Source organism: Nostoc sp. DedQUE08 (genome assembly GCF_034530895.1).
In the GTDB taxonomy this organism is placed as follows: Bacteria; Cyanobacteriota; Cyanobacteriia; order Cyanobacteriales; family Nostocaceae; genus Nostoc.
The window spans coordinates 1-14,392 of record NZ_JAVRCD010000005.1 but is presented as its reverse complement, the minus strand read 5'-3'; the positions used below and the strand labels follow the sequence as shown (position 1 = coordinate 14,392).

Below are 14,392 nucleotides of genomic sequence, written 5' to 3'. Positions count from 1 at the left end.
TTAGGAAAATCAAAAGCTTTTTTCAATTTTTATGATTGTACAATCTTCAAGTACTGAGCGGTTATTTATAAAGCCAATAATTCTAGTAACACTCTGTTTTTTACCCAGAACGAAAGGTCATGAAAGCCGAACTGTCTGGATTAAGCCGGGGACTAGGGACTGGGAAGAAGGAATAAAGGTGTACTGAGTTTTTTTTACGCAATCAAATATGAGTCCTATATCTTCCCATTCATATCCAACAAGTAGCCTCTATTTCGCAAATACCAGTTTTGAGCTATGCTTGGATCTATGCTGACTAGTCCCCTAAATTACCTCGGTTTTACCGCATTCTTGGTACAGTAAAAGAGTACCAGTTGATTCAAGTTCTTCCCTAAGATAGATGTAAAGTAATTATTGCTAAAAGAAATTAGTTTAGTTAGAATAATAGTACGCACACTAAGTATTTTGCTAAATGGTTTCTACATCTAATCACTCCCCAACCTTAGAGTCGTGGCAGCAAAATCTGGCACCATATAATTTGGGCTACAGAATCAAATTAGTCTCGCAATTGCTGAGTCGCAAGTTTACTGAGAGGCTAGAACCCTTTGGATTGACGCCATTTCACTGGTTGGTGTTGTGCTGTCTTTGGCAAGAAGATGGTCTACCTACTTCTAGTATTGGAGACAAACTCAAACAAGTGGGAGGCACTTTAACAGGCGTACTAGATCGGATGGAAGAACGCGGTTTGGTGCGTCGCGAACGCGACACTCAAGACCGGCGCATCTGGCGAATCTGGCTCACGGATGCAGGAAAGGAACTAGAAGCTGTTTTACCGCCAATCGCCGCAGCCGTGCGTGATGAAGCAATGGATGGTATTTCCTTTGCCGATCGCGAACTGTTTTCCCAAATCTTGAATCGAGCGATCGCTAACCTGTCTTAAAGATGATTTTATAATCACCCGACCGGGGGAGGCAGTGTAAAGATATGTTTTGAGATAATATTACGCATACTAAGGAATAAGGATTTTTTTCCGGGAAAACTACGCATTCTAAATAAACGACTATTAATCAAGTTATTGAACGGGCAAACGAGGTAAGAATCATGGGTGCTAATACTTTAAACGGACGCAACGGACACAAAACCCCAACTTTAGAAAAAGAAGTGATTCCCGATTTAGAGACTTTAGAAACTGTTACTACAGAGACATCCACAACAGCAGAAGCACCTGTTGTAACTCCTGAGACGGAGAAAGAAGTTCCAGCAAAACCGAAGCGGAAAAGACCGACTGGTTTAATTTTGGCAGGATTAGGCGTAGGTGCGATCGCCGCAGGTACTTTTGGTCTTCACTACTGGCAATACGCCTCTACCCACCAGGAAACAGACAACGCCACCGTCGCGGGAAATATTCACCAAGTTAGTAGTCGCATTCCCGGAACTGTAAGTGAAGTGCTGGTGAATGACAACCAACTGGTGCAACCGGGACAATTGTTGGTGAAGTTAGATCCACGGGACTATGAAAGTAAGGTGCAACAGGCACAAGCCGCCCTCGAAAATGCTCGTGGTCAAGCGCAAGCTGCTCAAGCAAATATTGCTTTGAGTTCACAAACCACCACTGGTAAGACAACTCAAGCGCAAGGAGATGTCAGTGGTGCAGTAGCAGCAATTTCTACAGCTCAAGCAGCAGTCCAAGAAGCTCAAGCTGGGATACCAGCAGCGCAAGCTGAAGTCAGACTAGCCGAAGCAGGAATTCCTGCCGCCCAAGCGCAGGTAGCGCAAACAAATGCGAATTTGGAAAATGCCCAAGCAGATTACAATCGTTACAACCAGTTGTATCAATCAGGTGCGATCGCTCGCCAGCAGCTAGACGCATCCAAGGCCGCTTTTAACGTGGCTACAGCACAAAGGAATGCTGCTCTTCAGGGAGTACAACAAGCTCAAGCCAGGTTAGCCTCTGCGAGAGTTGGTGTTGCCAAAGCCCAGTCTCAACTAGCACAGGCGCAAGAAAATGTCACCAACGCCCAAGCTAAATTGGCAGCATCTAAGGGAGGATTGCAACAAGCTACCGCAGGCGGACAAGATACCACAGTCAAACGCAGTCAATACGAAGCGGCAAAAGCAGCGATCGCGCAATCAGAAGCATCGCTCAAAGATGCACAATTGCAACTATCCTATGTAAATGTTACCGCCCCCAGTGCTGGACGGGTAGGTAGAAAAAACGTGGAAGTTGGCAACCGCGTTGCAGCAGGAACACCATTAATGGCGATCGTCGATAACAGCTATTGGGTAGTTGCGAACTTCAAAGAAACTCAATTAGAAAAGATGCGCCCAGGAGAGCCAGTAGAGATCAAGTTAGATAGTTTCCCTCATCACACCTTTATCGGTCGTGTTGACAGTATTTCGCCAGCTTCCGGCGCTCAGTTTGCCTTATTGCCACCCGATAATGCTACAGGTAACTTTACTAAAGTCGTCCAACGCATTCCAGTAAAAGTAGTTTTCGACCAAAAGAGCATTCAAGGATATGAATCGCGGATTACTCCTGGGATGTCTGCGGAAGTTGCGGTGGAAGTCAAGTAATATCATGTTTCCCAAATTACCCATAATAAAAGAACCCCACCCCCAGCCCCTCCCCGCTTGCGGGGAGGGGAGACAAAGTGTAGCTTTGGCGGGGTGGGGTTCTTGGGGTTTAGTAAGTAATCAACCAGACATCATTAAATACGAAATTACCTGTAAACAAAATGAAAAACCTCTTTCTGCCTATGACATTCTCCTACATCTAAAGAGAGGCGTATAGAGATCGGGTGAAATGATATCTATGAAAGCAGATTGGTATAAAACAAGCCTGAGATGAAAAAACCGCTACTACCTGCATTAAGGTCAAGAAACTACCAACTGTTTTTTACTGGGCAAGGTATTTCCCTAATTGGGACGTGGATGACGCAACTTGCCACAATTTGGCTAGTTTATGACTTGACAAAATCCCCATTCATGCTGGGAGTTGTGGGATTTTCTAGTCAAATTCCTAACTTTTTTTTAGCTCCCTTTGGCGGAGTATTTGTAGATCGCTTTTCTCGCTATCGTACTTTAATTGGTACGCAAGTCTTGGCGATGATTCAATCGTTAACATTAGCAGTGCTGGCGCTAACTGGAGTGATTGAGGTATGGCACATCATCGCCTTGAGCTTGTTCCAAGGATTTATTAACGCCTTAGATGCGCCAGCCCGTCAAGCTTTTGTGCCAGAATTAGTTGAACGCAGAGAAGATTTAGCCAATGCGATCGCGATTAATTCCACGATGTTCAACGGTGCTAGATTAATTGGCCCTGCGATCGGGGGTTTATTAATTGCTGGCGTTGGAACTGGCTATTGTTTTTTGATTGATGGTTTGAGCTACGTTGCTGTAATCGCCGGTTTATTGGCGATGAAAGTTAAACCTTGGAAAAATTCGGTAACTGATGGTAATCCCTTACAAAAAGTCAAAGAGGGATTTGTATATGCCTTTAGCTTCTCACCCATTCGCTCCATCTTATTGCTATCAGCTTTAGTCAGCCTGATGGGACTGCAAAACACTATTCTCGTCCCAATTATTGCCGAACAAGTTCTCAAAGGTGGTGCAGAAAGTTTAGGGTTTTTGATGGCGGCATCTGGAGTTGGAGCCTTAACTGGTGGTATTTATCTAGCTACGCGCCAAACAATCTTAGGAATTGGGAAATTGATTGCTCTAGCTCCAGCAATTTTAGGAATTGGTTTAATTGCCTTTTCTTTATCTAGATTTTTACCACTCTCTTTATTTACAATGTTATTTGTTGGCTTAGGAACAATTCTTCAGATTGCTGCTAGCAACACATTTTTACAAACCATTGTTGAAGACGATAAACGCGGGCGATTGATGAGCTTATACACAATGTCATTTTTGGGAATGATTCCCGTAGGTAATTTATTAGGAGGTTTCCTAGCAAGTCGTATTGGCGCTTCTAACACTTTAATGATTGATGGGATAGCTTGTATTTTAGGGTCAATTATTTTTAGCAGACAGTTACCTGCTTTAAGAAAAATAATGCGTCCAATTTATGAGCAAAAGGGGATTATTACGACTCAAGAAGTTTAAGATAAATAACCTCAGTTAAATTTAGATTTATGTTAACGAGACTTTCTATAGCAATTCTTTTTTAATTTTTAGCGTTGCTGATTCCAGCTCGCGCAGAGGCAAAGAACATATTGCTATAAGATTCAATAATAAAGTTTTTTGCTACTTAACCTTGAAACTGGAACAAACTTATGGCTAATACAGGTGTAATTCGTCAGCAAGGGCAAAATCCTGCTTTACCACCAGAGCGTGTACCGTTAAGAATCTGGATTGGTGTATTAGCCAGTATGCTTGGTGCATTTATGGCGGTATTGGATATTCAAATAACTAATGCTTCACTGCAAGATATTCAAGCAAGTTTAGGAGCAACTCTCGAAGAAGGTTCTTGGATTTCTACCGCATATCTCGTAGCAGAAATTGTGGTAATCCCTCTAACAGGATGGTTATCACGAGTATTTTCTCTGCAACGTTATTTATTAGTCAATACTGGACTCTTTATCTTCTTTTCTATATGCTGTGCTTGGTCGTGGGATCTTAATTCCATGATTTTCTTTCGCGCCTTGCAAGGTTTTAGCGGAGGAGTTTTAATTCCCACTGCTATGACAGTTGTCTTAACAACTTTACCCCAATCAAAACAATCAGTCGGACTGGCTGCATTTGGGTTTAGTGCAGTTTTTGCACCCTCAATTGGCCCGACATTAGGAGGTTGGTTAACCGAAAATTTTGGTTGGGAATACAACTTTTATATCAATGTAATTCCAGGAGCATTAATGCTGGCTGGTGTTTGGTACGGAATTAAGCAAGAAAAACCCCAAATTAATTTACTGAAACAAGGTGACTGGTGGGGAATTATTGCAATGGCTATTGGCTTAGGTTCCCTGCAAGTTGTTTTAGAAGAAGGTAGCCGTAAAGATTGGTTTGGTTCAGGGTTGATTGTGCGCTTAAGTGTAATTGCAGTAATTTTTTTGGCGATATTTTTCTTTATAGAATTAACTCGTAAACAACCATTTATTGATTTACGGCTTGTACTTAGGCGGAACTTTGGTTTAGCCAGTATTGTTAATGTGTCGTTGGGAGTAGGATTGTATGGTTCAATTTATATTTTACCATTGTATCTCGCTCAAATTCAACAATACAATGCTCTGCAAATTGGTGAAGTATTAATTTGGGCCGGTATTCCTCAACTGTTTATTATTCCCTTCATACCAAAATTGATGCAACGCCTTGACGTGCGTTTCATGGTAGCTTTTGGTGTGACTTTGTTTTCCATCAGTGCATTTATGAACTCTGGAATGACTAATGAAACAGGGTTAGATCAATTACGCTGGTCGCAATTTGTGCGTGCAATGGGACAACCCCTAATTATGGTGCCGCTTAGTTCTATTGCTACTGCTGGTTTGAGTCCGAAAGAAGCAGGTTCGGCAAGTGGTTTATTTAATATGATGCGGAATCTAGGCGGTTCTATTGGAATTGCTTCTTTAGCGACTTTATTAGCAAACAGAGAGCAATTTCACTCGAATAGATTGGGTGATGGAGTATCTTTATATAATCCAGAAATTCAACAACGAATTGACCAAATGACGCAGTATTTTGTCAGTAAAGGAGCAGATTTAAGTACAGCCCAAAATCAGGCGATCGCATCTATATCCAATATAGTCCGCCGGGAAGCATTTGTAATGGCTTTTAACGATTGTTTCTACTTTATTGGTATTGCATTATTACTCAGTGGGATTGCTATTTTATTCCTCAAAAAGGTGAAGCCAAGTGGTGGCGCTGTTGCTCATTAGATTTGTGTTCTATCGGTTAAAATGTTTGATAAAACTACTAAGGTACTAAAATGGTCATTAGCCAAAGTGAGTACTATATCTCCCCAGAAGAATATTTAGAAGGCGAGAAAGTAAGTGAAATCAAACACGAGTATATTGATGGGCAAGTCTACGCAATGGCAGGAGCAAGTGATGCTCATGTAACTGTAGTAGGAAACTTGTTTTCCCTACTGCGAAACCATCTCCGGGGTAGTGGTTGCCGTGTCTATATGTTAGACATGAAAGCACAAATTGAGGTCATAAATCGCTATTTTTATCCCGATGTGATGGTGACTTGCGATACACGAGATAAAGAATTTGAATATTTTAAGTGCTATCCTTCCTTAATTATCAAAGTGCTTTCTGAATCAACCGAAGGCTATGACAGAGGGAAGAAATTTGCTAGTTACCGACACTTAGAATCGTTACAAGAATATGTGCTAATTTCACCAGACAGAATGAGTGTAGAATGCTTCCGTCGCAACGAACAAAGACAGTGGGTACTTTACCCTTATGAACAAGAGGGAGAAGTGCATTTAGCTAGCGTTGATTTTCGTTGTGCGATGCCAGAAATATATGAAGATGTAATATTAGTAGATGAGAATATTTCCTAATCTAACATTTCTGGATCAATTCCTAAAGCATTGAGTTGTTCAGCAGATAGCGATCGCAACTTCTCTGTAATTAAGAGCCGCTTTTGTCGTTCAGTTTCAGCGTTTTGTCGCTCAACCACAGCACGTTCCTCACCCGTTAGCAGTAAATTTCCTTGTATATCCCACCACCGCAACCAAGGTAAATCTGCATTTTGATAAAATCCTTGCCAGATTCCTAACTCTACACCCATAGGAGCAATTGGGTAATGTCCTCGTTCATTGGGTTGCATCAGTTGATAAGTATTATCAAGTAGGTGGTAAACTTCTACTTGAGCTTTTGCTACTTCATAAATTCCATAATAAGGCACTCGAATTGCCTGCTCATAAACCCAAAACTTACCAACATTTCCACCTTCACCTTGAGATGGCGGTGTGTTATCTCGTTCTTCTGAACCATCTCCAGAGACAAATTCAATCACAATTAAGGGCGCAACATACTCCTTCCACAACACATAAGAACGGCGCATTTTACCGTTAAGTATCGGTGGTACATTGGGTACATAAAACCAGTCTGGTGCTTCAGCCCCTTTCTCAGGAGGATCTGTTAATCGCCAGTAGATACCAGAATCTTGTCCAATACAATATTGACTGTCGGGATGAAGTTTCTCTAAAACAGGTTTAATTGAATCTGTAATTAAAATGCTTTGCGGATGCTCTTGAAGATTTTTCACGAATGTACCATCTGAGTCTGGTAACTGAGTGTGATCGGGTAAAGTTAATGCCGATAAGGAAGTCATAGGCTTTAACGAAGGTTTGTCTGATTTTTATTGTAGATTGCTATTTTGCTATTTTTGAATAGACATATGACTAAGTTAGATGCCATTTATATAACAAAAGTCAATCTTTCTATATGAAAAAAGCTATTACGATTACTGCGGATATTCTCTATATCCTCATAATCATTCGCATTCGGCTTAACTATAGACAATAGAAAATGAGAACCTATTGCTCGTAAATCGTATGGTATTACATGAGTTGGTATATCAAAAATCCATCCTATGCCTGCCCATGCAGTATTTTCCGAACGTTCCCAGATTACCCTTGTGTATCTCCCATGTGAAAAATCACTCTTACAGTTTCTCTGGCTAACAGAAATATTTCATTCATTACAATACAATATTCTGTTTCGATACTTTTTAGAGGGTGGGATAGCCCACCCCACAATCATTACAAACCAAATGCAAAATTCCGCAGTAATAGATGCATAATACCCGATCGCATTTCTAGCAAAGCATCTTTAAAGCCGATCGCAGGAACTCTTCTTAACTTTTATCCACTGAATAATATGGTTCTCAGGAAACACTAGGCTCATCAGCAGTTTTGATCTCTTTTAAAATTCGTTCTACTTGGTTAACTTTTTCACCTCTATTCTGTTCTTTGAAAATATTTAAAGCTTTTTCTAAAGAAGATAGCGCCTCGTCTTTTTTATTTGTTTGCCACAATGCTATTGCAAAATTAGTCAGCCCTTCGCCATAATTAGGATTAATTTCCAGAGCTTTTTTATATTCAGTAATGGCTTCTTGCCAGCGACCTTGGCTTGCGTAAACAACACCGATCGCATTGTAAGCTAGAGCGTATTTTGGCTTAAGGCGAATGGCTTCTCGATAAGAACTAATTGCATCTTCCGGTTTCTTTTGCCGAAAAAGTACATTTCCCAGTTGAAAGTGTCCGAAAGCATCTTCTGGGAATTTTTTAATTAATTTGCGTAAATTTTCCTCTGCACCTGTTAAGTCTCCCTGACTAAATAAACCATTGGCTTGTTGCAGGAGTTGCGATCGCTCTGGTGTATCTGTACCTGAAGATTGGGCGATTTTTTGTGGTTGTCTCTGTGCAAACTGTTCTGGCGAATGCAAAGAAACTTGTCCAGGAACCGCTAACACTAATGGTGATATCCCCATTACACTGATAATACTCAGCATCATGCAGCCAACAGGTTGAACAAATGCTGATTTGGATTTGCACTTCACCTTCATCGCCCTGAATGCCTCAATAATGTTCTAATCTTTATGATAAATTGGCCTGCGTTAGCGCGTAATGCATCACAAGAGAGACGATAAGGGCGCATATATATATGCGCCCTTATTAAGCTAATTTGGAATTATTTACACACCTTCTCGTAACTTATCCAACACACCCCGATCTTCCAATGTCGAAGTATCTCCAGATACCTCTTGTCCGGCGGCTAGATTCCGCAGCAAGCGCCGCATAATTTTACCCGATCGCGTTTTAGGCAAAGCGTCTGTAAAGCGAATTTCTCCGGGACGTGCGATCGCACCGATTTCTTTGACAACGTGCTGCTTGAGTTCTTTACTCAGTTCTTCACTTCCCTGATAAGTGCCTTCTAAAGTCACAAAAGCCACTACTTCTTCACCCTTAAGTTCATCGGGTTTACCTACTACCGCCGCTTCTGCAACTGCTGGATGCGAAACTAAGGCTGATTCTACTTCCATTGTACCGAGTCGATGCCCTGAGACATTCAACACGTCATCGACACGACCCATTACCCAGAAGTAGCCGTCTTCATCAAGTCTTGCGCCATCACCAGCAAAGTAAGTATAGTTCCCATCTTTAGGTGGAATGTGTTCCCAATAGGTGCGGCGGAAGCGTTCTGGATCGCCGTAAACTGTCCGCATCATTCCTGGCCAGGGATGGCGCACCGCCAAATAACCACCTTCCTTATTGGGTACGGTGTTTCCTTCTAGATCCACGATATCTGCAATAATTCCAGGGAAGGGGAGGGTTGCTGAACCGGGTTTAGTGGGAATTGCTCCTGGTAGCGGTGTAATCATGATACCGCCGGTTTCCGTTTGCCACCAAGTATCAACTATTGGACAACGTTCTCCACCTATAACTTTGTGATACCACATCCAAGCTTCGGGGTTAATCGGTTCGCCGACGGTTCCCAGCAAACGCAACGAAGACAAGTTTCGCGCGTTGGGATGTTGTTCTCCCATCTTAATAAATGCCCGAATTGCCGTAGGTGCAGTATAAAAAACATTAACGCCGTATTTTTCAATTACATCCCAAAAACAGCCAGGATTAGAAGTCCGGGGCGCACCTTCATACATCACTGTGGTTGCACCGTTGGAAAGCGGGCCGTAGACAATGTAGCTATGTCCCGTAATCCAACCGACATCTGCGGTACACCAGTATACATCTGTGTCTTGCAGGTCAAAGATCCACTTGGTGGTGATATGGGTATACAGATTATAACCAGCAGTTGTATGCACTACACCCTTCGGTTTGCCGGTGCTGCCAGAAGTGTAGAGGACAAACAGCATATCTTCACTGTCCATCGGTTCGGCGGGACAATCTGCTGATACACCTTTTTGCAAATCATGCCACCAATGGTCGCGTCCACCCAACTGCATATAAGTTTCTTGTCCGGTGCGCTTGACAACGAGGACATTTTCAACGCTGGGAACAGCACCATCAGCCAAGGCTTTATCTACCTGTGCCTTGAGAGGAACGATCGCATCTTTGCGCCAACCACCATCAGCCGTAATTACCAGTTTAGCTTTTGCATCGATTAAGCGATCGCGCAAAGCTTCGGCACTAAAACCACCAAATACTACGCTGTGGGGTGCGCCGATTCGGGCACAGGCTAACATGGCGATCGCAGCTTCGGGAATCATTGGCATATAAATACCAACGCGATCGCCTTTTTGTACGCCTAGTTGCTTCAATACATTGGCAAACTGGCAAACTTCTCGGTGCAGTTGGGCGTAGGTAAGGGTACGGGAATCACCTGGTTCTCCTTCCCAAATCAATGCGGCTTTATTTTTGCGCCAGGTAGTGAGATGTCTGTCAAGGCAGTTGTAAGAAATATTCATCTTACCGCCAACGAACCACTTAGCAAAAGGTGGTTGCCAATCTAATACTGTGTCCCATTTTTGGAACCATTCTAATTCTTTTCCAGCTAAATCTGCCCAAAATTGCTGCGGATCGGCTTTGGCTTTATCGTAGAGACGCTGATAGTCATCCAGACTTTTGATATGGGCGTTCTGCGAGAATTCTGAACTAGGATGAAAAAGGCGGTTTTCTTGTAGGATTGATTCTATAGTTGGTTGAGACATGATTACATTTACGAGCGGTATTGTTACTGAAAACTATTTTTAGCTTAGTTGTGCTAGACGCTGTTTAGATTTTCGTTAAGCTAGATAAAAATTGCTGAGTTATTTAGTTTACATTCATTTTCATCTAGAACTTATCAGTTAATACCATTATTAAGTCTGAATGAATCTCCAGATGCAATAGAGTTATTAAGGAATGCATCCCAGTTTTTATTTAGCACTGAGAGAATAACTATCATTGCGTACTCCTACAGAGAAGCAAGCTACGCGCAGCCTCTTGTAGAGAGTAGGAACTACGAACGTAAGTGCGTGTCGCAGACAAGCAATCGCATGGACTAGTTCTTAGTTGGAGATTTTGCGGCGGATTGTGCTGGCAATACTAATGTTAAAAAATGATAAGTTCAGATTGAACTAAATAAAATTAATTAATACGTATCTATCTTAGGTTATAGTTTATTTGGCTTCTAAAGATTGATAGTTGATGGTTTTAAACAGCATGATAACTACACTCATACTGGCCATGTTTTACAAAAAAATAAATCTATATGCATAGACGAGCGCCCTTATATTATTTATTTTTAGGAGTATTAACGAGTTCTAGCTGTTTTATCTTCAGTGTAGCAGCCCAAGTCCCATCTAATTCGCAGCAATCCTCGACTCGGAGTGAAGCTCAAGCTGCTAGTTGGTTTGAAGCCCATCGTGCCCAGTCAGGCGCTTTACGAGCATTTGTACAGCGAATGCCGAAGGGAGGAGATATCCACAGTCATCTCAGCGGGGCTGTGTACGCAGAACACTATCTGGAGTGGGCTGCCACCGATGGGTATTGTGTGAATCCAAAGGTAGGGGCTTTAGTTGAGCCTAAAGCTTGCGGTCAGGACAGTAGCTATTTTCCAGCTTCAGAATTGTTAAACCGAACATCTATTTATGATTCCTTAATAAATCGTTGGTCTACTCGCAACTTCCAATTTGCTGGTAAATCAGGACACGACCAATTTTTTGAAGCTTTTAGTGGTTTTGGGACAATATCAGACTCTATGAGCCGTCGGGATGATATGGTCGCGTCAGTAGCAAATCGAGCAGCTTCGCAGCATATTAATTATCTAGAGTTAATGCTTACTTTTCAGGGCAGTGAGGTTCGACAGCTAGGGCGTGAAGTTGGTTGGAATAAAGATTTGCAAGAGATGCACCGTCAATTGCTCAAACGAGGATTAACCAAGCTAGTGACACTGGGTAGCCAGCAATTTGCACAGTTGGAGGGCGAAGTCTCGAAAACACTCGGTTGCAGCACTCCATCAGCACAGCCTGGATGTGCAGTGACGGTGCGCTATTTGCAGCAAACGACAAGAACAAAGTCGCCTGTTGAAGTGTTTGCTCAGTTAGCTTATGCCTTTGCACTAGCTTCATCAGATTCGCGGGTAGTTGGCATCAATCTTGTCGCCCCAGAAGACAACCCGATTGCACTGCGCGACTACACCCTGCAAATGCAAATGCTGCAATTTTTCAAACGTCAATATCCCGATGTTAAGGTCGCACTCCATGCAGGAGAGTTAACTTTCGGTTTGGTTCCGACTGAGGATTTACGTTTTCATATTCGGCAAGCTGTAGAAGTGGCACAGGCATCTCGCATCGGACATGGCGTGGATATTCTTTTTGAGGAGCGTCCCTTCGAGTTGATGGAGCAAATGCGGCGACTCGGCGTATTGGTCGAAATCTGCCTGACCAGTAATGAAGTCATTTTGAATGTCCAGGGAGATGAGCATCCTTTTAGGGAGTATTGGAAGGCTGGAGTACCACTGACCCTTGCTTCAGATGATGAAGGCATTTCCCGGATTGATTTGAGTCATGAATATCTGTTAGCGGCAACGAGATATGGACTGGGATATAAAGACCTCAAGCGACTGGCTCGCAATAGCTTAGAATATAGTTTCGCTACGGGAAATAGTCTCTGGAAGTCGCCTGAGTTTAAGGCAATGGTTCCAGCTTGTGCAAGCGATACCCCTGGTGAAACCTCTGTTTCTCAAGGGTGCAGTGCTTTTTTGCAGAAGAACGATCGCGCGCGAATTCAATGGCAGCTAGAGTCGGAATTTGCTCAGTTTGAGCCAATGAAGAACTGGCTTTGAGTGATTTTCACGAAAAATGTAAAGCGACAAATTAGAAGTCAAGTTTTTCATACCTGCAAGCTTTATTAGAAACAATACTTTTGCCAAAATTTTTCTTGGTACAAATGAAGCTGAGTTTGCAATGTTAGTTAGCGATCGCTACCAATGTCAAGATTTAGAAACGGAAGTACTTAGAAGGTTGCTGTAAGTAGGGCGTGATGAACATTTAACGCTAATTAGTGCCGACATTCTGACTGAAAATTCTGCAATGCAAGTTCTCTTGTAACATTCAACATTTATTCTTCTGTAATTTGCACTCCAAAATGCAAATCTACCAAGGGCGATAATGCCTAATGGTACAATAACAGAAGCATGAAAGCGTGAATAAAAAACTCCTCATTTCTCCTCAAGAAGTCACGTCACTGTTAGCAGAAAAATCATCCCAGACTGTGATTATCGATACGCGAAGTCAAGAAGATTATGATATTTCTCATATTTATCAAGCGATAAATATTAGAGATTTTTTCACCTATCTTTTAGAGAATTCCTCCCCAGCAGGATTAAAGGAATTGCAAGAGTTTTTTGCAGAAATCATGAGCCGGGTAGGAATATCTGGTGCAGAACATTTAATTGTGTATGAAGATGCTTTAAATAAAGGTTATGGTCAATCTTGTCGAGCAGCTTTCTTACTGAAATATTTGGGTTGCGCTCAAGTATCTATTTTACATGGAGGATATAAAGCATGGCTCAAGGCAGGATTACCTACTACCGATGAAGTACCGAAGCGTGAAAGCAGCATATTTAGATTGCATCCTAATGCTGACATAATGGTGACTACCACAGAGATGTTGCAAGCAATTGAGAATCCAGCAATTATTAAATTAGATGTGCGCGATCGCAACGAATGGCTTGGGTTGAGTTCTTCTCCTTACCATCCTGATTTTTGTCCCCGCAAAGGTAGAATCCCTAACTCTGTATGGTTAGAATGGCATCATCTGATGAATTCTGAATCAGAAATCCCTACGTTGCGATCGCCAGATGAAATCCGAGAAATTTGTCAGTCAGTAGGTATTACTTCAAAGTCAATTGTGTACATTTACTGCTTTAAGGGTTCAAGGGCTGCGAATACATTAATAGCCCTTGAAGAGGCAGGAATTTCTGCTAGAAATTATTTTGGCTCTTGGAATGAATGGTCTCGTGATTTTTCGCTACCAATTGATAGCAGAGTCATACAATAAGGGTATAAACTTGACTCCTAAATTTTGAATTATTCTTCAATCAGACATCAACATTTATCTGTTCTATTTGTCTCGCGGCTTTATCCCAAAGCTTTGCTGAAGTCTCATCTTGCCAATGAGTTCTCAGATTTTCCGCTTTTTTGTGACATATTCGTTCTAACATTTCTAATATTGCGGATAATGTCAGTTGATTAATTAATGATTCTAAAATCTCCATATATTCTTTTTGCATGATATTTACCTCCTTAATGTCATTCAAGATATGCCAACAAAACCCACTTGCTCTTAACCTTTGCATTAAGATTTGTTGCAAAATAGTACTAATATTCTGTCAGCTTATATATGCAGTTTAACCTATTCTGAATACTCAATTTTGAAAATTTGTTTTTAATAGATGAAAAAACTGTTTGGCGTTGCATAATAGAGGGATGAATTGAGGTCATCTACTGTGCAATGTCCATA

General features: G+C 41.8%; 11 protein-coding genes. 7 read left to right on the top strand and 4 right to left on the bottom strand.

Going from position 1 to position 14,392, the window contains the following annotated elements; genetic code table 11:
• Positions 1-451 precede the first annotated feature (451 nt).
• The 5 genes from RMY64_RS04725 (at position 452) to RMY64_RS04705 (ending at position 6,481) form a co-directional block, all read left to right on the top strand.
• Complete coding sequence (locus RMY64_RS04725) at positions 452-919, top strand: MarR family winged helix-turn-helix transcriptional regulator (protein WP_094348154.1); 468 nt, start codon at positions 452-454, stop codon at positions 917-919.
• 161 nt (positions 920-1,080) lie between these two features.
• Positions 1,081-2,553, top strand: coding sequence for an HlyD family efflux transporter periplasmic adaptor subunit (locus tag RMY64_RS04720; protein ID WP_322670793.1), 1,473 nt, complete (start codon positions 1,081-1,083; stop codon positions 2,551-2,553).
• Between the two features lie 270 nt (positions 2,554-2,823).
• Positions 2,824-4,083, top strand: coding sequence for an MFS transporter (locus RMY64_RS04715; protein WP_322699441.1), 1,260 nt, complete (start codon positions 2,824-2,826; stop codon positions 4,081-4,083).
• A 170-nt stretch (positions 4,084-4,253) separates the two neighbouring features.
• Positions 4,254-5,849 carry a DHA2 family efflux MFS transporter permease subunit gene (locus RMY64_RS04710; RefSeq protein ID WP_322699440.1) on the top strand — a complete coding sequence of 532 codons (1,596 nt, stop codon included), beginning with the start codon at positions 4,254-4,256 and terminating at the stop codon, positions 5,847-5,849.
• Positions 5,850-5,899: 50 nt separating this feature from the next.
• Positions 5,900-6,481: a Uma2 family endonuclease gene (locus RMY64_RS04705; protein ID WP_322699439.1), complete on the top strand. Its 582-nt coding sequence runs from the start codon at positions 5,900-5,902 to the stop codon at positions 6,479-6,481.
• On the opposite strand, the gene RMY64_RS04700 is transcribed toward RMY64_RS04705, so the two are convergent.
• The 3 genes from RMY64_RS04700 to acs form a co-directional block, all read right to left on the bottom strand.
• Positions 6,478-7,257, bottom strand: a complete 780-nt coding sequence (locus tag RMY64_RS04700) for a Uma2 family endonuclease (RefSeq protein WP_322670797.1) — start codon at positions 7,255-7,257, stop codon at positions 6,478-6,480. The genes RMY64_RS04705 and RMY64_RS04700 overlap by 4 nt on opposite strands.
• Positions 7,258-7,812: 555 nt before the next feature.
• A complete protein-coding gene (locus RMY64_RS04695) occupies positions 7,813-8,493 on the bottom strand; it encodes a tetratricopeptide repeat protein (RefSeq protein WP_322670798.1) in 681 nt (226 codons plus the stop codon).
• Positions 8,494-8,622: 129 nt separating this feature from the next.
• Positions 8,623-10,596 (bottom strand): acetate--CoA ligase, encoded by a 1,974-nt coding sequence (acs, locus tag RMY64_RS04690; protein ID WP_322670799.1) that lies wholly within the window; start codon positions 10,594-10,596, stop codon positions 8,623-8,625.
• 542 nt (positions 10,597-11,138) lie between these two features.
• Between acs and RMY64_RS04685 the strand changes: the two genes are divergently transcribed.
• Together RMY64_RS04685 and RMY64_RS04680 are read left to right on the top strand one after the other, a co-directional pair.
• Positions 11,139-12,713 carry an adenosine deaminase gene (locus tag RMY64_RS04685; protein WP_322699438.1) on the top strand — a complete coding sequence of 525 codons (1,575 nt, stop codon included), beginning with the start codon at positions 11,139-11,141 and terminating at the stop codon, positions 12,711-12,713.
• 359 nt (positions 12,714-13,072) lie between these two features.
• Positions 13,073-13,930 carry a sulfurtransferase gene (locus RMY64_RS04680; protein ID WP_322699437.1) on the top strand — a complete coding sequence of 286 codons (858 nt, stop codon included), beginning with the start codon at positions 13,073-13,075 and terminating at the stop codon, positions 13,928-13,930.
• A gap of 40 nt (positions 13,931-13,970) precedes the next feature.
• Here the strand turns inward: RMY64_RS04680 and RMY64_RS04675 are convergent, their stop codons facing one another.
• Positions 13,971-14,162 carry a hypothetical protein gene (locus tag RMY64_RS04675; protein WP_292860261.1) on the bottom strand — a complete coding sequence of 64 codons (192 nt, stop codon included), beginning with the start codon at positions 14,160-14,162 and terminating at the stop codon, positions 13,971-13,973.
• Positions 14,163-14,392: the final 230 nt, after the last annotated feature.

Bases quoted from the DNA above. Each gene is read 5' to 3' on its own strand.
- acs (WP_322670799.1), bottom strand. From the start codon at position 10,596: ATGTCTCAACCAACTATAGAATCAATCCTACAAGAAAACCGCCTTTTT.
- RMY64_RS04685 (WP_322699438.1), top strand. From the start codon at position 11,139: ATGCATAGACGAGCGCCCTTATATTATTTATTTTTAGGAGTATTAACG.
- RMY64_RS04675 (WP_292860261.1), bottom strand. From the start codon at position 14,162: ATGCAAAAAGAATATATGGAGATTTTAGAATCATTAATTAATCAACTG.
- RMY64_RS04695 (WP_322670798.1), bottom strand. From the start codon at position 8,493: ATGAAGGTGAAGTGCAAATCCAAATCAGCATTTGTTCAACCTGTTGGC.
- RMY64_RS04705 (WP_322699439.1), top strand. From the start codon at position 5,900: ATGGTCATTAGCCAAAGTGAGTACTATATCTCCCCAGAAGAATATTTA.
- RMY64_RS04700 (WP_322670797.1), bottom strand. From the start codon at position 7,257: ATGACTTCCTTATCGGCATTAACTTTACCCGATCACACTCAGTTACCA.
- RMY64_RS04720 (WP_322670793.1), top strand. From the start codon at position 1,081: ATGGGTGCTAATACTTTAAACGGACGCAACGGACACAAAACCCCAACT.
- RMY64_RS04715 (WP_322699441.1), top strand. From the start codon at position 2,824: ATGAAAAAACCGCTACTACCTGCATTAAGGTCAAGAAACTACCAACTG.
- RMY64_RS04725 (WP_094348154.1), top strand. From the start codon at position 452: ATGGTTTCTACATCTAATCACTCCCCAACCTTAGAGTCGTGGCAGCAA.
- RMY64_RS04710 (WP_322699440.1), top strand. From the start codon at position 4,254: ATGGCTAATACAGGTGTAATTCGTCAGCAAGGGCAAAATCCTGCTTTA.